Annotated in this window: 20 protein-coding genes; 12 read left to right on the top strand and 8 right to left on the bottom strand. The window is 54.4% G+C overall.

The window, feature by feature from the left end:
• Window positions 1-143: 143 nt before the first annotated feature.
• Entirely contained in the window at window positions 144-1,970 is a 1,827-nt protein-coding gene (locus tag AC2FJ5_RS02265; RefSeq protein ID WP_496792303.1) for a BCCT family transporter, read from the bottom strand.
• Between the two features lie 485 nt (window positions 1,971-2,455).
• Window positions 2,456-2,596 (bottom strand): hypothetical protein, encoded by a 141-nt coding sequence (locus AC2FJ5_RS02270; RefSeq protein WP_496792305.1) that lies wholly within the window; start codon window positions 2,594-2,596, stop codon window positions 2,456-2,458.
• 102 nt (window positions 2,597-2,698) lie between these two features.
• On the opposite strand from AC2FJ5_RS02270, the gene AC2FJ5_RS02275 reads away from it, so the two are divergent.
• The 4 genes from AC2FJ5_RS02275 (at window position 2,699) to AC2FJ5_RS02290 (ending at window position 6,207) form a co-directional block, all read left to right on the top strand.
• Entirely contained in the window at window positions 2,699-3,457 is a 759-nt protein-coding gene (locus AC2FJ5_RS02275) for an IclR family transcriptional regulator (RefSeq protein ID WP_282021716.1), read from the top strand.
• Between the two features lie 81 nt (window positions 3,458-3,538).
• On the top strand, window positions 3,539-4,939 hold the full coding sequence (locus AC2FJ5_RS02280; protein WP_496792307.1) for a selenium-binding protein SBP56-related protein: 1,401 nt from the start codon (window positions 3,539-3,541) through the stop codon (window positions 4,937-4,939).
• 21 nt (window positions 4,940-4,960) lie between these two features.
• A complete protein-coding gene (locus tag AC2FJ5_RS02285) occupies window positions 4,961-5,611 on the top strand; it encodes a hypothetical protein (protein WP_496792310.1) in 651 nt (216 codons plus the stop codon).
• Between the two features lie 287 nt (window positions 5,612-5,898).
• Window positions 5,899-6,207 (top strand): DDE-type integrase/transposase/recombinase, encoded by a 309-nt coding sequence (locus AC2FJ5_RS02290; protein ID WP_496792312.1) that lies wholly within the window; start codon window positions 5,899-5,901, stop codon window positions 6,205-6,207.
• Here the strand turns inward: AC2FJ5_RS02290 and AC2FJ5_RS02295 are convergent.
• The 4 genes from AC2FJ5_RS02295 to AC2FJ5_RS02310 all read right to left on the bottom strand — a co-directional run bounded on the left by AC2FJ5_RS02295 (window position 6,118) and on the right by AC2FJ5_RS02310 (window position 10,623).
• Window positions 6,118-7,005 (bottom strand): LysR family transcriptional regulator, encoded by an 888-nt coding sequence (locus tag AC2FJ5_RS02295; RefSeq protein ID WP_496677278.1) that lies wholly within the window; start codon window positions 7,003-7,005, stop codon window positions 6,118-6,120. The genes AC2FJ5_RS02290 and AC2FJ5_RS02295 overlap by 90 nt on opposite strands.
• Window positions 7,006-7,206: 201 nt before the next feature.
• Complete coding sequence (locus AC2FJ5_RS02300) at window positions 7,207-7,890, bottom strand: IS6 family transposase (RefSeq protein ID WP_496792316.1); 684 nt, start codon at window positions 7,888-7,890, stop codon at window positions 7,207-7,209.
• Between the two features lie 287 nt (window positions 7,891-8,177).
• The gene (locus AC2FJ5_RS02305) at window positions 8,178-9,245 is read right to left on the bottom strand and encodes a ParB/RepB/Spo0J family partition protein (RefSeq protein ID WP_496792318.1); all 1,068 of its coding nucleotides are present in this window, start codon (window positions 9,243-9,245) and stop codon (window positions 8,178-8,180) included.
• The gene (locus tag AC2FJ5_RS02310) at window positions 9,238-10,623 is read right to left on the bottom strand and encodes an AAA family ATPase (RefSeq protein WP_496792321.1); all 1,386 of its coding nucleotides are present in this window, start codon (window positions 10,621-10,623) and stop codon (window positions 9,238-9,240) included. The genes AC2FJ5_RS02305 and AC2FJ5_RS02310 overlap by 8 nt, the downstream gene beginning before the upstream one ends.
• A gap of 580 nt (window positions 10,624-11,203) precedes the next feature.
• On the opposite strand from AC2FJ5_RS02310, the gene AC2FJ5_RS02315 reads away from it, so the two are divergent.
• On the top strand, window positions 11,204-12,463 hold the full coding sequence (locus AC2FJ5_RS02315; protein ID WP_496792323.1) for a replication initiation protein: 1,260 nt from the start codon (window positions 11,204-11,206) through the stop codon (window positions 12,461-12,463).
• A 38-nt stretch (window positions 12,464-12,501) separates the two neighbouring features.
• Here AC2FJ5_RS02315 and AC2FJ5_RS02320 read toward each other — a convergent pair whose 3' ends face one another.
• The gene (locus tag AC2FJ5_RS02320) at window positions 12,502-14,808 is read right to left on the bottom strand and encodes a Tex family protein (RefSeq protein WP_496792324.1); all 2,307 of its coding nucleotides are present in this window, start codon (window positions 14,806-14,808) and stop codon (window positions 12,502-12,504) included.
• A gap of 64 nt (window positions 14,809-14,872) precedes the next feature.
• Complete coding sequence (locus AC2FJ5_RS02325) at window positions 14,873-15,895, bottom strand: Ldh family oxidoreductase (RefSeq protein WP_496702413.1); 1,023 nt, start codon at window positions 15,893-15,895, stop codon at window positions 14,873-14,875.
• A gap of 370 nt (window positions 15,896-16,265) precedes the next feature.
• On the opposite strand from AC2FJ5_RS02325, the gene AC2FJ5_RS02330 reads away from it, so the two are divergent.
• The 7 genes from AC2FJ5_RS02330 to AC2FJ5_RS02360 form a co-directional block, all read left to right on the top strand.
• Window positions 16,266-16,898 carry a helix-turn-helix transcriptional regulator gene (locus AC2FJ5_RS02330; protein ID WP_496792326.1) on the top strand — a complete coding sequence of 211 codons (633 nt, stop codon included), beginning with the start codon at window positions 16,266-16,268 and terminating at the stop codon, window positions 16,896-16,898.
• Between the two features lie 210 nt (window positions 16,899-17,108).
• Window positions 17,109-17,735, top strand: coding sequence for a hypothetical protein (locus tag AC2FJ5_RS02335; RefSeq protein ID WP_142640307.1), 627 nt, complete (start codon window positions 17,109-17,111; stop codon window positions 17,733-17,735).
• 73 nt (window positions 17,736-17,808) lie between these two features.
• Complete coding sequence (locus AC2FJ5_RS02340) at window positions 17,809-18,408, top strand: hypothetical protein (RefSeq protein ID WP_496702472.1); 600 nt, start codon at window positions 17,809-17,811, stop codon at window positions 18,406-18,408.
• 23 nt (window positions 18,409-18,431) lie between these two features.
• Window positions 18,432-19,025, top strand: coding sequence for a hypothetical protein (locus AC2FJ5_RS02345; RefSeq protein WP_496792328.1), 594 nt, complete (start codon window positions 18,432-18,434; stop codon window positions 19,023-19,025).
• Window positions 19,026-19,061: 36 nt separating this feature from the next.
• On the top strand, window positions 19,062-20,369 hold the full coding sequence (locus AC2FJ5_RS02350; RefSeq protein ID WP_281995014.1) for a hypothetical protein: 1,308 nt from the start codon (window positions 19,062-19,064) through the stop codon (window positions 20,367-20,369).
• Window positions 20,370-20,410: 41 nt separating this feature from the next.
• On the top strand, window positions 20,411-21,091 hold the full coding sequence (locus AC2FJ5_RS02355) for a hypothetical protein (RefSeq protein ID WP_496792330.1): 681 nt from the start codon (window positions 20,411-20,413) through the stop codon (window positions 21,089-21,091).
• A 5-nt stretch (window positions 21,092-21,096) separates the two neighbouring features.
• The coding region (locus tag AC2FJ5_RS02360; RefSeq protein WP_496792332.1) for a hypothetical protein at window positions 21,097-21,773 on the top strand (677 nt) is incomplete at its 3' end.

Genomic DNA, 21,773 nt, shown 5'->3' on the forward strand with positions numbered 1-21,773 from the left:
CAGTAGCATTTGTGCTGCTTCTGCAAACATGCTGCCTGTCTGACGTCTGGCACGAAACACTGGTCAGAACTTAATCCACCGCTGCACGAAAACGCCGCCCCCGATCAAAGGGGCGGCGCAAGGTTCGTAACGCTATAGTTTGATTACTCGGCAGCCTGTGTGCTTGCGTCAGCATGCTTGTCACGCTGTCCGTCGCGGTAAAGCGCTTTGGTCAGCGAGACCATCATCAGCGCCATCACCATGGTAAATGGCAATGCACCGATGATCATCGCGTTGCGCAACGCATCCATCGGGTTGTTTTCCCCTGCAGCAAGGATCAGCGCGCCGATCACAGCCGTCAGGATCACCCCCCAGATGATGCGGTGCTTGATGCCGGTCTCCTGGCTGCCGCCGGACATGATGGTGTTCATCACCAGAATGCCCGAGTCAGCTGAGGTCACCAGGAAGGTCATGATCAGGATCACGCACATGACGTTCAGCATGGACAGCAGCCCTCCGTCGATCATGTAGGACAGGGTCACGAACAGCTTGTTTGTGTTCGAGGCACCAATGATCGCGCCTTCTGCGGCACCGGCCAGTTCCAAATCAATCGCGGTGCCACCCAGTACAGTCATCCAGGCGAAGCACACCAGTGCCGGTGCAAGCACGCAGCCCAGAATGAACTCACGCACGGAGCGACCTTTGGAGATGCGCGCAAGGAACAGACCCACGAACGGCGAGAACGCGATCCACCAGGCCCAGTAGAACGTGGTCCAACCGGCCTGCCAGCCGAATTGACGACCCTGCTCACCAGCGGCATATGCCGCGGCCAGCGTGGCCTCGTCCAGTTCAGCTGCTGCGCCTTCCAAGCCGCTCTTGAAGCCATCAAAGCTGCCCCAGGCGTTAGTTGCGCCACCCATCAGGGCATCCGCATGTGCCTGCGCTTCGGCGGGCAGAGCCGCCGCAAAGGCCTCGGCTGACAGCGGACCATAGGCACCGAAGCTCAGCGAGAGGAAGTTCAGAAGGTAGTCAACCAGCGCTGTACCATAGGTGGTCATAGCAAAGACAAAGGACCCGAAGATCACAAACGTGCCCAGCAGGATGATCGACAGGACAAGGTTCAGGTTCGACAGGTATTTAACACCCCGGCCAACACCCGACACCGCCGAAATGATGGACAAGCCCATGATAACGACCAGACCAGCAATCAGACCAACTTTGCTTGGCGTCGGAACATCTCCGCCAAAGTCCATGATCCATTCCATGCCGGTGATGGCATAGAGACCGTCGATGAACTGGCTGACGCCAAAACCGATGGTCACGGACACACCCAGGATCGTTGCAACAACGCCCAGAACGTCGACCACATGGCCAAGGAATCCGTTCATCAAACGACCGAACAGCGGGGTCAGAGCCGCACGGATGGTCAGAGGCATGTCACGGGTATAGGCGTAATAGGCCAGCGACAGGCCAGTCACCACATAGATTGCCCAGGCGTGGAAGCCATAGTGCAGGAAGGTATACCGATAGGCCGACTGAACGGATTCGGGATCGTTGCCAGCAACTGCACCGGACACGACCTCGGGGTTTGATCCCCACAGGCCCAGCGGTTCAGCGGTCGCAAAGACCATCAGGCCGACACCCAGACCGGCACCAAACATCATCGAGAACCACGAGAAGTTCGAGAACTCGGGCTTTTCGCCAGGTGTTCCCATGACCCGCTTCCCTGTCGACGGCAGGATCGCCACAATCACCAGAAAGATGGCAAACAGGCCGACAATAACAATGTAGAAGCTGTTGAAGATTTCCAGCAGCTTGCCATTCCAGCTACCGAGGGTGCTGTTGGCATTGGCCGGGAAGACAAGCGCCCACAGTACAAGGGCAACCATGATGCCCTTGCTGATCAGCGCGATCGGTACGCTGTAATTCTCATAGAAACCGGCATCCGCCGTTTCTATCTCTAGATCCGTAAATGGTTCAGGTAATGACATAAGGTTCCTCCCAGTTGTCACTTTTTCATTATTTTTCCGCACAGGTTAGTTGGCTTTGTACCATGAACCCGACGGGCCTTTGGTTCGAACACACGTGCCGATCTTCTCATGCAGCGTGGCGGTTAGCGCTACGTCTCCGGTAGCGGCACATTCAAGGATTACCGACGGTTCACATCTGGTAGCCGAGCATTGCTCGCCGACTGAAACGACGCGATCAGGTTCAGAAGTGGTCACGTCTGGCTCCAAATTCGGCAATTCCGATTCAGAGCAGAATGCAGCTAGAGGGCGATATCAGTCAAACTCAATTAGCTTTAATTAACTTCAGTAAAGATGAAGTCGGTAACTTTCCTTGCCAGAATTCAACAACCGCACGGATCTACTTAGGTGCATGCATAGGGTCGACACTAATGATCTGAACCGCGCCAACAGGTCGTAACCTTTGAATAGCGTTGGGCCTATCCCGCCCTATCCGACGCGAAACCGGTTCAGTCAATTTCGGCCTCGGCCGGGTTGGTAATAGCTACAGTCCCCGTCGCATAGATCTCTATCAGGGCTTCGCCAGCCTGTGATCCATCTAGCTCCACCTCAATGATCTCAAGGAATTTTTCGGTCTCAATCGCAGCCACCGCCATTGTCCGCAAATAGATTTCCCAAAGATTATACTTGCGTTTGGACGAAAGATTCCCATCATTCGATACACAGTCTCGTTTTGTGAGAATTTCATTAACATGCACCTAGAACGTCTGATCCAGATACTTGAAATCATCGCAGTCGTCGGACGCCCTGTTTCGGTGGCAGAGGTTCAACGTGCAACCGATCTGCCGAAGCCCACATGTTACCGGCTCATTCAGTCACTTGTTGAACAAAATCTCCTCGACGAACCCTCTGATGACGGAAAATACATCATTGGCGAGCGGATGATCAGGATTGCCTTGCTTGGAAAGTCCGATGCCGATGTCCGACGCTGTGCAGCCCCCCTCATGCGCCTCGCAGCGACAAATTTTAATGAAACGGTTTTTCTTGCGCGCTTTCGCGACAACAAAGTTGAAATCATCCACGTAGAAACACCCGATGATCCCGCTCGTGCCTTCATTCATCCGGGCTTGGGCGTACGTCCCATGCATGCCTGCTCGTGCTCGAAAGCCATTGCCGCCTTTGCGGAACCGGAATTTCGCGAAAGCATCATGTCAGGGAGCCTGAAGGCGTATACTGAACACACCAAGACGTCCGAAGATGAGCTACGCCGCGAATTCGAGATAATTAGCGAACGCGGCTTTGCCGATTGTGATCAGGAAATCGACATCGGAATTGCCAGCGTTGCGGCACCGGTATCGATCGGCAACATCGGAGCTACGTTCAGTATTGGTGCGGTTGGCCCCATTCGCCGGTTCCGCACCGAATACCGCATCGAGATCGGCGAGAAACTGAAAGGCTTGTCCAAGAAGGTCAGTGGCGCAATCCAGCTGTGCAACGTGACGGATACATAACGAAACGAACAACTACCGGCCATTTTGGCCAAAAGGATGACACTGAGAATAGGAAAAATTCAACAAACCGGAGGAAACCAAATGAACCTGAGACCAGATCCAACGTTTCACGCCTCGCCTAAGCTTGCCATGCAGGCACCGGTGGAAAACTACGCCTTCACTGTAATGCTCAGCCCGGACGGATCGCAATCTGATGGCATCGCGGTCATTGACCTCAAACCGGACTCCGACACCTATGGCCAGATCGTACATCAGGTCATTGTTCCCAACAAAGGCGACGAATTTCACCATTTCGGCTGGAACGCCTGTTCGTCATCTCTGTCTCCTCTGACCGGGCACGCCTTTCTGGAACGACGTTATCTGATCGTACCTGGAATCCGATCCTCACGTATTTACGTCATCGACGTGAAAGACCCGTTGAAGGCCAAGATCCACAAGACGATCGAACCCGAAGAACTATTTGCAAAAACCGGTTATTCGCGCCCGCACACCATCCATTGCGGTCCCGAAGGGATCTATGTTTCCTGCCTTGGAGGTGGCGGCGAAGACGGTACAGACGGACCTCCGGGCATCTTCATCATGGATTGCGAGACGTTCGAAATTATCGGGCAATACGAGATGGATCGCGGCAAGCAGAACAAGCACTATGATTTCTGGTGGAATCTGCCGCAGGACTACATGGTTAGTTCCGAATGGGGTTTGCCGCCGCAGTTTGAAAACGGTGTGGTGCCCGAGGACCTGTTGTCGAACAAGTATGGCCATTCGATCCACTTCTGGGACTTGCGCGCGCGCAAGAATATCCAGACGATGGATTTCGGCGACAATTACCAGATGGCACTGGAAATTCGCCCTGCGCATGACCCGACAAAATCTTATGGTTTCTGTGGTGTCGTGGTGGACACCACCAACCTGCAAGGCGCAATTTTCACATGGTGGCGCGGTGACGACGGCAAATGGCTGTCCAAGAAAACGATCACCATCGACCCGCGCCCCGAAAAGCCCGAGAACCTGCCGCCACTGTTGCAAGGGTTCGAGGCCGTGCCGCCGCTGGTCACCGATATCGACCTGAGCCTAGACGACAAATACCTCTATGTTGCGTGCTGGGGGCTGGGCGAGATGCATCAATACGATGTCAGCGACCCGATGAACCCGAAGCTGACCGGAAAAGTCGAGCTGGGCGGCATCGCCCGCGGCACCAAGCACTCCAACGGCAAGGATTTTGCCTATGGCCCGCAAATGGTAGAAATCAGCCGCGACGGCAAGCGCGTCTACTGGACCAACTCGCTTTATTCCACCTGGGACAACCAATTCTATCCCGACGACGAAGGCGGACAAATGGTGATGGCCGATGTGGGCGAAAACGGGGGGCTGACTCTGAACAATGACTTTTATGTCGACTTCCCCAAAGGTCTGCGCAGCCACCAAATTCGCCTAGAAGGCGGTGACTGTTCGACCGACAGCTTCTGCTATCCGTCCGTCTAAGAAATGGGCGACATAACAACAATGACAGCCCTTTGGTGGGCTGTCATTTTTTCTGGACTCTACCACGGTATCAACCCCGGCATGGGTTGGCCGTTGGCCGTTACGGCGGCGTTGATGGAGCGAAAGCACAGCGCCCTGCCAAAAGCGCTGGCAATGTTGGCCACGGGGCATTTCCTCGCGATGATTGGCATCTTGTTGCCATTCTCACTGATGATGTTCCTTGTTCAGTGGGAAGTTCAAATCCGCGTGGTCGCCGGGCTTTTGGTTATCGCCATGGGCCTCTATCTGCTGATCAACCGAAGACATCCGAGAATTCTGGCGCGCGTGCACCCTGCCCGGTTGGCGCTCTGGTCATTCCTCGCTGCGATGGCGCATGGGGCTGGTTTGATGCTGGTGCCGATTTTTCTGGGCATCTGTGCGATTGGAGCGAACGAAACCGGTCATGCCGCAGCACAAACACTTATGAGCAGCAACGTGACGACTGCGTTTCTTGTTGCAGCAGTACACACGTTGTCGATGACAGTTGCTGGCGGCACCATCGCAGTTGTGATCTACCTTTGGCTGGGGCTCAGGTTCCTCTCAAAGACATGGTTCAATCTTGATGTCGTTTGGGCACTCAGCCTCATCACCGTCGGAGCATTCGGACTCTATGCAGCACTTTTTGGCCATTGAAATCGGTCACCCGACCAAATGGCACCTGTTCACGAGCTGGTAGAAACCCGCAATCCCGGCAGTTAATCTTTCAACGCATCTTAGTGGCACCTGAAGCACCGCGTTATCGATTTAGTCAGGTGGAATTTCTCCTGCAGGCTCTGCCGCAAACTTTTCAACTTGATTGCTTGGAATAACCCCGACCGGCATGATGCGTGAGTCAATCTGCAGATTGGGTGGTGAAATTCTCACCGTAGGTCAAGATTGAGACGCATAAACGTAAGCACCCTAGTGGAGTTTCATGGCGCATGGACGAAACCTATCTCAAAGTGCGCGGCCATTGGATGTATCGGTATCGTGCGGTTGATCGCGACGGGGAAACCCTTGATTTTATGCCGCCTGAAAGTCGCGATACCGCGGCCGTGAAGCAATTCTTCGCGGAGGCATTGGCCAACAAAGGCATTCCGTTGCAGATCGTGGTCGACAAAACCGCCCCTCTCACTGCAAAATCTGTTTTCATTCCAAGATCAAACATCTTCTTTATACTGGTTACGCAACCAGTCCACAAAGATCTCGACCTCTGGTCGTACAGCTTTTTTGGAAACAGGTTGCATTAGGAAATGTGCATCCGGGTGTGGCAACGGTTTGCCGGCAAATCGAACGCCCGAGGCGAGCCCATTTTCGGTATTAACCAGTCGCGAGAACACTAGGGCATAGCCACCGCCACTCGCGACAAGTTGCAGCGCAGAAATGGTTGTGTCTACCAAGTATTGCGGGGCGTCTTGCGGCTTGGTGCAGTCATATGCGCTCAAGTATCGTTCCCAATGGCCTTCATGGCCTAATATGTGAACAAATGGACCAGACAGCAGATCCTGCACTTGCTTTGAACTGTTCTTCCGGCCTTTAGCGCATATCGGGACGATCGCTTCATCAGAGAGTTTCTCGGAGAGTGCGTCGGTCCAGTTGCCACGACCCAAGCGCAGCTCTACGTCGATCTCTTCTAAATTGGTGGTCTCTGTCCAGATATTTGTCACAAGGCGAAGATTTATCGTCGGGTGGTCTTTCTTGAACGACGGAAGACGGGGCGCAAGCCAAAGTGAAGCGGTCGATATCGGCGCTTTGATCGTAACTGTCTTCGTCGCCATCGACCCGAAAAGGTTTGCCGAGGCCATATCGATATCAGCAAGCGCCTGCCGGACAGTTGAACAATAAGCCTGACCAAGCTCTGTGAGAGACAGGTGTCTTGCGCGCCTCACAAATAACTTGTGCTGCAACTGCTGTTCCAATGATCGGATGTGCAGGCTGACGGCAGCCTGCGTCAGCCCCAATTCGACGCTTGCACTGGTAAAATTCAGATGTCGGGCCGCGGCTTCAAAGCTACGCAGCCAGGTTAGACTTATCTGGTTGGACGGCATTTACCACCAAGAAAAATTCGCGATAGATCGTTTTATCTATCAATTTTCTTCTATCAGCAAGTTCCCAAATTTGGTCTGGTTTTGTTCTTTCACTCGACCAGGAGATACGGGCATGACTGAAAAAAACATAAATCAGCAGGTAATTGGGGTTCTGTCGCAAACTTTTTGGATGGCAGAACATCAGTGGAATTGATTAGCAGTTTACCCCGCCAGTTGGGCGAACTGCTGAAACGGACGGAGTTTGGGTGTGAATTGACCTTTGCGGATCATGTTGACCAGTTCTATGCCTGCCAGGACAGATGCGGCTGAAGCGAAAGATTTGAAGCCCAGCATGGGTCTGATCCTTCGTTTGATGAAGCGGTGATCCTGTTCAATGATGTTGTTGAGGTATTTCCGCCTGACCATATCGATCGGGATCGGACAACCAAAGCCTTTCAACATCTTGTTGATCGCCTTGATGCCAGCAGTATTGGCACCACTTTTGTCGATGACGATCTTGCGTGGCAATCCGTTCAACTCGAGAGCGCGGGCGAAGAACCTCGTCGCAGCGGCTTTGTTCCGGCGCTCGGACAACATGAAATCCAGGGTCTTGCCGTGTTTGTCGATCGCTGGGTAAAGATAAACCCATTCGCCTTTTACTTTCACATAGGTTTCATCCATGCGCCACGAACGGTCTGCGGGACGCTTTCTATACCGCCCTGTTTCAGCAAGGGGACCTGCATATCGACTGACCCAACGGTTTAGCGTCGTATGATCCAGATCAACGCCACGTTCCGCCACGATTTCTTCCAGATCCCGGTATGAAACACCGTAGCGCAGGTAGAAGAAGACCGCGTGCAAGATGACGTCTTTCGGAAAATGCGCGCCCTTAAATGAGATCTTCACGGCCTGCTCCTGTCATGTTCCAGCACGCGCTACCAGAAATGCACTCGAACTGACAGGTGGGGGCGAAGTTTGCGGCAGAACCGCGTAAACGTTTGCCTCAGCGACATTAGCATTTACCCAAATTCCTCTAGCGAGCACCTCCAAGGGATCTTGAATCCATAATGATCATTTATTCCTCATTTTGATCATTACCTTGACAGTAGTAGAATTCGCCTCTGCGAACCAATCCAGTCAGCTCTTTGATTTTTTTGACGACGAGACCGACCTATCCCGGTCTCGTCACAGGACTAACCCAGATGGTTGCCAATCTTGTCGATCAGTTTTTGAGCCTCATCAACTGAAATTTCCCGCCCGCGTATCCTGAGGCGGAGTTCCCCAGATGTCACCTCGGCCTGAATTGTGCCGCCTGTGGGAAGGACAACCGGTGTCAAGCGTTGCACCTGTTGCGGGCGCCCGCCGCGCGATTTAGCTTTTTCCGCGTCCGGCACGCCCTTGATCGCAGCTTCAAGCAGACCCCATTCGGATTTGGAATCCAATGGGCCGGCGCCAGCCAATGCCTGGCGCAATCTGGTTTGTGCCCCGTCCCGCAATGCCGAAGCAAGCTTGAGCCCGGCCTTTTCTGACAACGACACGGGATGCTGCAGCAAATCCCCCAACGCTTCATGCACCATAGCAAAGCTACGGACCTTGGACCGTTTGGCTTTGGACGCAGCAGCAAAAAGCACATCGACAGCGGCCTCGGTTGAAGCAAAAACCCCCTGCCCTGCCGCCAGAACCGCGACGCGCCCGCGTTCATAAGGGCTGAGGTTCGAGCGCAGCTCATTCTCTTCCACCATCGAGACGTAAGCGCCCTGCCCTGTTCCAGCCTCACGGACAAATGCAGGAATCTCGATGAACCGAGCATCACTTTGGGACAGCCGCTTGAAGGCCTCCAGACGCCGATAGCCCGAGATCAGGCCAAAACTGTCACCGACCCGGCTCACCTCGATTGGCGTTCTCAAGCCGTGAACGCGCAGCGATTCCAACAGTTCCGCCATGGCTTCTTCGTCTTCAACCATCCGGTCACGGCGGATGAAATCCGGATCAATCTGATCCAGCGATATTTTTTCCGCAATCAAACCGGCAGTTTGTGCATCGCGCCATCGAGCTGCATCACCTTGGTCCTGGGCCAAAGCGACTCTGTCTGTCACGGACGCCATGCCACCCAAGGTAGCGGCCTCCGCTGCAACCTGAGCTATTGGAGGTGCGGACGAGCTTGCTTCAAACGGGCTGATCGACGGTTTCGCGGCGAAACCCGCTTCAAGCTGTTCGAGCTCTGTTGTGTCCGGTGCGATCAGTCTTCTGCGTTTAGCCATCTGCCTCTCCTCCCATCTGAGCGTCGCGCCACCAGCAACCGATCAGAACCTCTTTGAATTCTGCGTAAGTCCGGTCAAACGTTTCCCGACCCCGAACATACGTATCCCGGTTAAAATCACGGTAGTCGGCTTCGTAGATCCCATTCACCTGCTCACCAGCCTGCCCGACCAAAGCAGTATAGTCCTGCCGGTAGGCATTCATGAAATCCCCGAAATAGGCCTGAATTACGTTCGCCATGTCTGTTTGCTGACTGGCATCAAACCGGGTGATGATTGCGCGTACAACATCCCATTCGAAATTGAGCTCAGGCAAGCCAGCTGCGCGTTGTGCCGTGTTTTCACCATCCTCGATACTGGCAAAGGTCGTATAGAGCATGTCAAAGAACCGACCCGTTGAATCAAACTCCAGAAACGAAGCTCCAAGCGGAACCAGAAGGATATCTGCTGCAGCCAGTGCATTGATCGTAAGGTACCCAAGTGCAGGAGGCGTATCGAGAAAGACGATGTCATAATCGTTGAGGATACCTTCATCCTCGAGGAAATTGGTCAGGCCGTCCCACAAAGGCCAACTTCTCAGCCCCATCCTCCACACTGGGATCTGGAACTCGGCCCAGTAAAGGTTCAACTGCGCACCTATCAGATCAATATTTGGCCAATGGGTGTTCTGAATTACATCGCCAGGGGTCGTTTTAAGCGCCTCTTGCAAGGTCTCATCCAATGGAATTTCAGGTTGACCTGCCGCATTGCGCACGCGGTTTTCCTCCTGCACCGCCCGAGCATAGTCCTTCGCGATCAAGGGGAACACAGTTTGCCATTCATCTGCGACGGACCCGCCAAGGATCGACGTCATGGATCCTTGGCTGTCGAGGTCGATGACCAGAACTTTGTATCCGTCCAAGGCGGCGGACATGGCCAGATGGGCGGCGGTCGAGGTTTTTCCAACACCGCCTTTGAAATTTGCAACGGAAACAACCTTAGCCGGAAGCCCTTCAGGCCGGTAGGGAAGATACTCCTTCGTGCTGACGCCTTCAGCCGCAAAATGCTGGCGCAAGGTCAGGACCTCTTCCAAAGTGAACCATTTTGAACCGGCTTCACCTTCGCCTTGAGGAAGATCAGGATGTGCTTTGAGGACACGGCGGAGATGCGCAGGTGCAACCGGAATTAGGTACTTAGTTATTTCCCAAATTGAAAACCTACGCAGCCGCTTTTCCCCATCAGGAGCATAACCTCGGCGAGCAAGATCCTCACGGCCTTTGGCGCAGAATGCCGCTGCTTTTGCGAATCGAGAGGTTCCTATAGGATCAGGTAACTTCCCGGCCGCTGTTGCGGGATCAAGATTCAAATATGGCGGTAGCGGAGGTTGGTTTGATTTGTTCACTGTCGTTGCCTCAGAAGATGTTCGCCTTAGCGGCGTATATTTAGGAATGTAGCGAACATTATCTTCTAAAGCTATCCTGCGATCGGAAGTTTTCCACAGTTTTTGCGCGCAAGGCTGGGTTTCGCCACGAAACTCTAGAAAAATGAGAGAGCACGCCAACAAAGAGTTTATTATTTATAGAGTCTTTAAGAGATTTAGATTTATAATATAGTAATTATAACAACAAGTTAGATCACTTTAGGGACCCATTTACAGTTCCTAGGGTGTCCGATTCCGGGATCAAAGGTGCCCAGATACGGGACCAAGGGAACCATTCGACAGGAACAAGGGCACCGATTCGCAGGGACGTGGATCTTCGACGCTATTAGACACTTACAAAGCCGTTTCTAGTACGTTCGATCCTGTCTGAGTCGTTCTTATGACGGGCTCGCGATGATGGGTCTGGGGATAAGTTTCGGTATATCTGTTTAGGGTACCCGTTTTCGGGATGAGCCAGATCCTGTATTTGGGCACCTAATAGAAGTTGATTGATAGGTACCTTTCATGGCAGAAATGCAAAAAAGAGCAGTCAGGCAGAATCATGCCGGAAACACAAACAGACATGGATCACCTATCCGGAGCCTTGCGAAGGGAAACGGTGAAAAAGAACGTCGCCGCGATTCATATCAGCGGTAAGTTGACATTGCTTCAGCGAAAGCTGTCGAATGTCCTGCTTCTCAATGCCTATGATGCGCTGACATCTGCACAGACCCATACCATCGATGCACGAACTCTGGCGATGATGGTCGGCTATAACTCGAACGATTTTGATACCTTGCGTGCAAGCCTGCGCGCCCTGGCCGAGACTGTCGCTGAATGGGATATGTTGGATGAGCAGGGGCGTCAGGAATGGGGGGTTTCCTCTCTGCTGAGTTTTGCCAAGCTCAAGAATGGTGTTTGTGAATATGCCTACTCACCGGCGCTGGCGCAGAAGCTGTATGATCCCAAAATCTATGCGCTGATCAACGTTCAGATTCAGCGCAACTTTAGTTCTGGGCACGGATTGGCACTGTATGAAAACTGCTATCGCTTTGTGCGCATCGGGTCGACAGGTTGGTGGGCCTTGGACGTTTTCCGAAAGCTCATGGGGGTAGATGGCAGCGACTATTATACCAGCTTCAAACATCTCAACGCCAAGATCATCAAACCGGCGGTTGCCGAGGTGAACAAAAGCTCGGACATTCTGATCGAACCCGAGTTCCAAAAGAAAGGCCGGACGGTCACCGATATTCGCTTTCGGATTAAGGGAAACCCGCAAAAGGCGATGTTCGAAATTGATGACAGCGACGGTGCTCGGAATATGCAGGTGTACTCGAAGCTACGTGATCAAGGGGTCTCGGATCGTTTGGCCCGACAGTGGATTTCCGAACATGGTGAAGACTACGTTGCGCAGAAACTTGATTACGTAAGGCAAAAGGGCGGAGTGAAATCCACATTGGGTTATCTGTCGGCCGCATTGCGCGATGACTATCAGCCACCTGAACCGGAACAGCCAGCGAAGCCCAGCCCTGAAGCACTGGAAGAAGCGCAGGCGAGGCAGGCCCAAGTGGCGGTTGAAGACAAAGCCTATGCCGAACGGGTAGCCGAGCGGGAGGAGCGGGCGCGGAAACTCTCGATCGTAGAAGAGCTGGTTTCGCGGCGAAACCCGACACAGAGGGACGCAGATAAAAGACTGTTTCTTGCCGGTCTAGACAACGACCTAGACCGCGAGCATTTCCGAGCGCATGCGTGGCGCTCGGGGCTGAATGCAACCGCAATCTTCGAATTCTGGCAAGAGCTAGAGCCAGACGCTTTCGACTGATCGCGGTAAGGGCAGGGGGGTGCACACCCTTTAGCAGATTATTGTTTTTTGAACGCAGATTCCAGTGCATCTGCAAGTGCTCCCTGCTGCGCATTATTGCCGTTTTTTGCGCGTTGTGATTCTTTTTGTTTTGTATGGCTTTGCCGCGTTTGGTCGCTGCCTTGAACGCGCTTTTGCCGAGTTTCAATGCCACCATCCTTGCGCATCGTCAGACCGATGCGTTTTCGCGGCGCATCCACCTCGACGACCCGTACCTTAACTACCTGGCCCGCTTTGACGACATCATGGGGATCTTTGACAAACCGATCTGCTAGTTGGCTGATATGCACCAACCCGTCCTGATGAACACCGATATCAACAAAAGCACCGAATGCCGCAACATTGGTAACTGTGCCCTCCAGGGTCATTCCAGGTTTCAAATCGCTGATCTCTTCCACGCCATCAGCGAACGAGGCAGTTTTGAAATGTGGCCGGGGATCACGACCGGGTTTTTCAAGCTCGGAGAATATGTCCTGAACCGTGGGCAGGCCAAAACTGTCGTTAACAAACTGTTCGGCGCGCAGGCCTTTCAGGGCGCCTTCATTCCCCAGGATTTGCCGAATATCCCGCCCACATGCGGCGACAACGCGTCGGGCCACGGAATAAGCCTCGGGGTGCACGGAAGACGCATCAAGGGGCTCGGCCCCATCGCGTATTCTCAAAAAGCCTGCGCATTGTTCGAACGCGCGGGGACCAAGGCGCGCCACCTTCAGCAACTCTGAACGAGATTGAAAGGCACCATTCATGTCGCGGTGCAACACGATGGATTCTGCCAGCCCCGGGCCCAACCCGGACACATGCGACAGCAATGGGGCAGAAGCAGTATTCAGATCAACGCCAACGGCGTTCACAACGTCTTCAATGACAGATGCCAATGATTGCGAAAGCTTATATTGATCCACATCGTGCTGATATTGCCCGACCCCGATGGATTTGGGTTCGATCTTGACCAGTTCCGCCAAGGGGTCCTGTAAACGACGGGCGATTGAAACTGCGCCCCTAAGGGAAACATCCAGGTCCGGGAACTCTCGGGCGGCCAGTTCGGATGCGGAATAGACCGATGCTCCGGCTTCCGAGACCACGACTTTGGTGGGAGGAGTGACGGTTTTGGGCAAATCTCCGAGCGTGTCGCCGACCAGCTTTTCGGTTTCGCGGCTGGCTGTTCCGTTGCCGATTGCAACAAGCTCAATGCCGTGCTGGGCGATCAGGCGCAGGATTGTGGCCTGCGCGCCTCGAAGGTCATTCTTGGGTTGGAACGGGTAAATTGTTTCAGTTGCAACCACTTTGCCAGTTGCATCGACAACCGCTGCTTTGACACCTGTTCGTATTCCAGGGTCCAGCCCCAAGGTTGGGCGGGCGCCAGCTGGCGCAGAGAATAGTAAGTCTTTGAGATTGCGAGAGAAAACGGAAATCGCCTCGTCCTGGGCACGGCTGCGAAGGTCGGCCATCAGGTCAACCATCATCGTCAGCGAGAGCTTTACCCTCCAGGTCCAACCGGCCACCTTGCGTAACCAAGTATCGGCAGTTGAATCCGTGCGGGTTAGCAGATGTGATGCGACGATCGCTTCCGCCCGAGCAGCGCCGGTCTCGGGGTCCGGCGCGATGTCCAATGTCACGATGCCCTCTTTTGACGCGCGAAGCATCGCCAAAGCCCGATGAGACGGCGTTTTGGCCCACAGCTCGGAATGGTCGAAATAGTCGCTGAATTTCGCGCCATCCTGTTGTTTGCCATCAATCACCTTCGAGGTCAGCAGCGCCTCGCGCTGCATGAAGCTGCGCAGTTCGCCTAACAGGGTGGCGTTTTCGGTTAGTCGTTCGGTGACAATGTCGCGGGCACCGTTCAGGGCATCCTTGCCGGTCGGAACAGCCTCGGATAGGTAGGATTGGGCAAGGGTATCGGGATCGACAGACCGGTCTGCAAGAATTGCGTCAGCCAGAGGTTCCAACCCGTTCTCGCGTGCGATCATTGCCTTGGTGCGCCGCTTGGGTTTGTAGGGCAGGTAGATGTCTTCCAGCTGTGCTTTGGTGTCAGCCAGCGCAATGGAATTTGCAAGATCGACTGTCAGCTTGCCTTGATCCTTGATCGAATTCAGGATGGTTGCGCGACGGGCGTCCAATTCGCGCAGATAGGTCAGGCGTTCTGACAGGGTGCGCAGTTGGGTATCGTCCAAACCACCTGTCGCTTCTTTGCGGTAGCGCGCAACAAAGGGCACAGTCGCGCCTTCGTCCAACAATTTTACTGCGGCCCCTACCTGATCGGGTCGGGCGTTGATCTCGGTGGCGATGGTGCGGGCGATGCGGTCCAATGGGGCCTCCTGACAGTCGTTCGGAGAGACTTCTTAGCCAGCTGCTTTGCTGAGGGGAAGGGGGCTAAATCTGTTGGGCCAACTCTTGCAGATCGTCATAGAGGGTTTTGGCAATCTCAACATATCCGCGTTCGATGTTGCGGGCCCGGGCGGCAAACCGGCGTTGGGATGGCAGGCGCGCGCCCTGATCGGTGATGTCAGCGAACAGGCGTTCTGCCCTTGCATCATTCGGGTCTATGCGGCCACCGCTGAAATGTCTCGGATCGAAGGCCAGAAGGATTTCACCATGATAGGGGGCGCCGCCTGAGTTGCCGGCAAACTCCATGCTTTCCAGACTGGTCAGGTCGTCGATCAACGGACCGGCCAAGAGTTCGATCATGATGGACAGGGCCGAACCCTTGTAGCTGCCGAAGGTCAACATCGCACCCTCCATCGCAGCCTGCGGATCGTTGGTTGGGTTGCCGTCCTTATCGATTGCTACGCCATCGGGCAGGGGCTTGCCTGCGCGGCGATAGAGTTCGATTTCGCCACGGGCAAAGGCGCTTGTTGCGAAGTCAAAGGTGAAGGGATCCTTGCCCTGTCGCGGCCAGCTGAAGGCCAGCGGGTTGGTGCCCAACGAACCGCGGGTGCCGCCGGCAGGGGCAACCCAGGAATGGCTTGGTACCATCGCCATCGCCGCAAGGCCGGCAGCAGATAGCCGCTCCACTTCGGGCCAGAGGGCAGAGAAATGAAAACAGCGATTGATGGCCATGGCTGCAATACCATGGGTTCGGGTTTTTTCGATCAGAATTGGAAGTGCCTCATGAAATGCCAGCAGGGACATACCTCCGCGAGCATCGACCCGAACGATGGCGTTATCCGATTGGGTAATGGCTGGCGAGACATTTCCGTCAATCTTGCCTGCCTTCATGGTGTCATTGCACATGAACAGTCGGAACAGGCCGTGCGACTGGCAATCATCAATCTGACAGGTGACCAGCATATCCGCGATGGCCGCTGCATGGTCCGGCCCGTATCCGGATCCGGACAGGATGTTCAGGCTTAGGTTTCGTATTTCATCCAGTGTCAGATTGACCGCTTCGCTCATCTGCCATGTCTCCCATTGCGTTGGCAGAAGAAGGCATAGCTTGGTCTGGCTGGCAAGGAGAACCCTTGGCAATTTGCCATTCATTTATGGTTAATGCCGTATTGGATTGGTCTAATAATGCAATATGTGAATAAGTTAACAGAAGTTCCCAGACCTTTTGTACTCAATCAAAAGTTGTGGTGGCGGCTCAGCGACTCAAGTTGATTTTTCAGATCAGCAGAGGTCGCACTCTGCGTGGCGCCCTACAAAATTTTCAGAAGTTTTTTGGATGGGGAATTTTATGCATAGTCCTTATGATCGTGACCGAGTGATCTGCTTGGAGTTTACACCGCGCCTTTTGTCCGAATTTCGCAGCATAGTTGAAAGGTCTATGGGATACCGCGTGTCGAACGATGCAGAAAGCACAGGCATTTCTTACCATGAAAAAGCAATCGTTGTACGTCAGTGCCTGAAGCGTTTTGTGCCGGCCAATGCCCCAAAACCTGCCGGGTCGCATAAGCGCCAGCACAGTTTTGCACTGATCAACCTGGGTTTGTCGACGGCACGTGCCGAAGTATATTCGCAAGGATACAGCGACTATATTGCCTATCCATTTGTCACCAGCGAAATCCAGCACAGATTCAGTGCGGCGCAAGCATTGATGAAACAGGATGTCTCTGCCGAGTACTTTTCAAAAGATACGTTGGTCAATGCTGCTTGTAATTTCCTTTCTACCGAGCCCGAATTTGCCGGCGGCATTGACGCCTTGGCGCAAGTGGTCGGGTCAAACCGGAACACCTTGTCCAAGCGGTTCAAGGAAGAGTTCGGTGTTGGCCCCATGGCTTGGTTTCGGCGCTACAGGTTGAACTATGCAGCGGCCCTGGTTCTTGAGGGGCAGCACAGCATTCAGGACATCGCCTTCAAGGTTGGCTACGAGGATGCGAATAACTTTTCGACCGCGTTCAAACGGGAATTCGACGTCTCGCCGTCGGAGTATCGGCGCTATCGCAATTCGATGAATTAAGCCTCACCCAAAACACGTCCTGGATGAGCATGCTCCTGCGCGCGCGAGGCTGGCCAAAATGTGCACCGGTTACCGCGGGCAGGGGTCTAACAGTGCAAAGATCAAAGGAAATGATGATTCCTGCAAAGATCGAATTACAGAGTTCTCAGCTAGCATTGATTCACGATTTCGTCGTTCTCGACAAGAACCGCTAATGGAAGGAATCTGAAATTGGTTACCGAAAATATTCAACTCAGATTGGTCAATCACTCGGATGATGCCAATAATTCATCGATCGTTATTTTCCAGCAAAACGTGGCCGAAGATTTCGGCGAACTCGCTATCGCGTGGAAAGTCATCAAAAACCTGGGGCGTCTGGATTATCACCCCTTCAAATACCCGCTGAAGTTTCAGGTTTCGGCCTCGGACAGCTATGGGAACTATACGCCGCAGATGACGGCCTATGACGGTCAGGCCTATGAAATGGTCAAAGACACCAGCGGGGATATCTTGCGCCTGGCCAAAACCCCGGCAACGTCGCCGAATGAGGTCGAGCTGCGCAACAATCTGACCATGGGATCGATCAACGCGAATATCTATCGCGAAGGCAAACTTCTGGCCGCCAAGACCAACCTTGCGCCGGGGCAGAAGGGCGTCTTTCAGTTCCACCCGACCATCTATATCGGCGTGGTGTCGCAGATCGAAGAGGGCCAGGTCATGGACTCGGCGATCATCAGTCAGATCAACACAGAGATCAATCTGTTCGGCATCCAAAGCGCTGATATCGTGATGTCGGGCGGCGGGCCTGGCAAAAACTCTACCCCCTTTGATTTCCAGCTGGCAAACATCAATGCGTAAACGCGCCCTGCGGCGGATTACTAGCCGCAGGATGCACACCGCTTGACGGAGCTATGGAAAGAGGAGGTGTGTCATGACCAAAACTGCCGACACAACAATCGCCCTAAAACGCAAACGGTCTAAGGGCGACGAAGACAGCGATCAGAAGGCTGCCGCTGATACCCCGACGCCGGTAAAGCCCGCGAATCCCAAAAAGCCGGATTCGAAACCCAAGGATGACGCGGACAAGAAAGACAGTTTGAAGCCCATCAAACAGGTTTGGCAATCTGGCGATTTCCATAAGACCGGGCGCAACAAGCCCCCCTATAACGGGCTTCAGATCTCGGTTCAGTACAAGGTGGACGATGCCGGGAAATTTGAGGACGTGGCCGTCACCTTCACGGATTTTACATATTCCAAGGACGGGGTCTCATCCGAAATTCAGGCTCTGGCGGTCAGTGATGGCTGGGTTGAGGTTCCCAAACCCGCCAAACCCAAGCCCAGCAAAGACGCCAAGGCGTCACCGTCCAAGGGCGATAAGGGTAAAACAGATTTCACAGTGGTCGGCCACGTCAAAATCAGTGGCGAGCCGGATGGAAAGTTCTTGAGGTTGCGTCTGAAATCCGGCCTGGAGCCGGGGTTTCAACAGCTTGGTTTTATCATGAGGCTGTCGCCGCCGCCGTCGAGTTCATAACACAGATTCGTCAGGGTGGCGCGATGACAACCCAACTCGTATTTGAGAACCGATCATTAAACCCCAATGTGCGCAGGGTTGGCCTGTTCTGGGACTGTTTGGATCACGACCAGCACATTAGGCCGTTAACCTGGCAGGTTGTTCTGCAATGCCCGTATCGCTGGTACCGAAGCTTTCAGATTGACCTGACCCTGTCGGTCAGGTTCGTCAACCGCGAGGGCAATATTTCACCCGATGTTCTGGTGGATCGCAAAGTTGTCTGTGGCGAGGCAACGATCGAACCCCGGCGCAAAGGCGACGGGATTGACCTGACCATCACGGTTCCAAAAGGGCATCGGTTGCACAAGGTGCAGGTCGTGCGCTGCGGCTTTCCCCTGACCGAAACCCGCCTGCCTTTGCAGGGAGAATGCGTGCTCCGGGCTCCGGACCGGCTGAACTTTGCGGCCGATATGACAACGCGGCAGGGTTTTCGGATCGACCGCCGGGAAATAGGTCCGGGTGTGGCCAGTTTTGATCTGCACCATGTCCAGGCGATGCGCGTCGCCATGTATGGCGGCACGCCGGGTCCGAATTCCGATCCGATCAATTTTGTTGGTTACGACATTCAATATTCATGAGGCCCAAAGCGGGCGAAACTTTGGAGGAGTGAATTGATGGCTTACAGACGTACATCCGGAATTCTGACCGACGGTGGTGCCGATCCCAAGCTTGAGGCGGACTATATCGTTGCCGCCGCCATCGTAGGTCATTCGATCGAACAGATCCGCGCCAATGTCGATGTGCAGTTTTCAATGGAACCTTCTGACGAGATGCCCAGGCCCGACAAATGGTCCCGCGAATGGGATCAGCTTCAGCAAGCCGCCCAGAAAATCGGACAGCTGGCCGCTTTGGAAATCGACATGCAGGGTCATTCGGTCAGGGCAGGGACGGCCGTCGATCATAAAACCGGCGCTGTGATCGTTGGGGTTTATGGTTTGGCCGGGCATGAGCCTCCGACCGAGGGCGATATCCGCCACCCCGAACACCACCTCAGTGACAAGGGGCAGGTGCTATATGATGAGATCAAGCAAAGGGATCGCGACCCCGCTTATCAGTATATCGGGCTGGGGGCCTATACCGGGTTTGTCGATAACGGAAATGTCGAAGGCGACACCGATCCGGTCGGTCCGATGCCAAGCGCGCGGTTCCATATCCCTGATCTGGATGCGGGCGATCATGACGACAATATTTTCGAGGGATGGTACCCTCGGTGGTTGCCGCCCGAGGATTCTGCCCTGTGGAACCCGCGCGTTCGTCGCGATACCCATGACCATGACTGCGTTGGTTGGGGCATCATTGGCGGCGATCTGGCGCAGGATGCTCCGAAGGAAGGGGAACCCGACCACGGGGCGACAAACCGGTCGGACCAGATCACCAATATCATGCGCTTTGATCAGGGTATGAATTTCGTCGATGAAAGCGGGGACGAAGGCGTTAAGGGCTATACCCACGGTATGATCCAGGCGATCTACAAGGCCTATCATCTGGGCCCGCATTGCACGCCTTATGAAATTACGGTTGGTGACTGTACCACCAAGCTGGCCTCGTGTTTTGGCTGTACGATGTTCATGACCGCCAATGGCTATCCGCCCACCTCGACCCATCTGGGGCGCGCCGAAAGCTGGGTGCCACTTTACGAGCCCTACAAGCCGTCGACCTCACCTAAAACCGAGCGGATCGTGATCAACGACCTGAACGCCAGCTTTGCTGCCTATTGCGACAAGGTTCTGCGTACTGGGATGCGCGCGCTGAGCGTCGACAATATCGCGGGTGCCTATGACCACTGCCCGGCTGCGCTGGAGCATGTACTGGGCGGGCATTATTCTGCGGATAACCGGGTTGCGGTCTCTCTGTTTCTGGATGCCCTGACTGTTCATGACCGCGAGCTGAGCCGCGTCCGTCGCGTATTGGGTTTGGACTAAGTTACCAACAGCCCGAATTAACATATCGGAGGAGAAGACACATGGCCTTTCAGGTTTATGCACTCGTACATACCCGCTCTGGTCGGTTTCTGATGTTTCGTCGACCTATCCTGACCTTTTTCCAGCGTGGAAATGGGGGGCAAATTTTCCCCGAAGGTCAGAAACTGCAGGGCGGCGGGCGCTATGCTCTGCCATACGCTCAGGTTGATCCTGAAATCGCGATTGAGCTTTGGGAGGATGATAATTTCATTGCCGAAGCCGGCCAGCAAATTCTGATTGATTGTTGCGGTGCGCTGATCGAGTTCCTTCCCCCAGAAGCGGCAGACAGGGGGCCTGTGTCAATCGAGGGCGAGCATGAGATATTGCTCGCCCCGGCGACCGAAGTCGTGACCCGTTTCGACGAAGATGGCACGCGATCCGCGGTTTATTTCGCCGAAGTGTCCGACGCGGATCTGGACCGCATTCGCGACTATATGGTTGAGGTGTTGGCCGAGGCTCGCGCGGCGATGTTGGCCGTGATTCAGGACAACCTGTATGAATACACCGAGATCGAGGCATTCTTTCCGCACGCGCCTTTTGACAATATCCATACCGGTGCTGATGTCTGGCAACTGGATATCGAGCGTCTGGAAATCAGTGGCCTGAAATCCAGCAAGCTGACCAAGGGTTCACTGCAGGCGATCAGCGAGCTTGAGGTCGTGTTGGCGGTGGAAGACGCTTAACGGGCATGACCAGCCAGGACCCCAAACTCATTTGGATGGATGCGCCGTTCGAGGATCTGCGTAACCAGTTGGTGGCCAATTTCGAAACCCATCCGCATGGTGCCGATCCCCCGGAATTCGTGACCGTCCAGTTCTTTTTCACCAAGACACCGGGCAAGGCCGTGCGCGGCCCTGTTCTGAGGTACAAGGAAAGAACGCCGCTGAATGTGCTGTTCGAAACCGGTGAGCGGTTGACCGGTACCCTGACTTGGCAAAGCGGGTTGAGTACGCCGTTGTCTCAGCAGGTCCTTGGGGCATTGGCTCTGCAAGAACCCGAGACCGGTCGTGTCTGGCGCTTTCAGGGTTTCATGTCTGAATTTGGCAAGCCAAGCCATATTCCATCGCCTGATTCCGGGGCAGGGGGCGGGGCCGATGATGGCGGGAACTCTGGCACCGGGCAAAACGGTTCAGGCGGACATGACGGGCATGACCCAGATCAGCCAAGCCACAATCACGCCGGAGATGGCAGTGATCCCTTCAGCGATGATCCAGATTCCGAAGGGCTGAGCCCGATCACCCAAGGGGCCAACCTGCGCTGGGATGAGCTGTTCCCCTTCATCTATATGAAACATTGGCCGTCGATAGCGCCGGGCGCGCTGGATGCGGGTTTCATGGAGGTTCCGCAAAAGATCCTGGCGAACAG

The sequence above is a fragment of the Ruegeria sp. CDSA221 genome, from assembly GCF_059611825.1.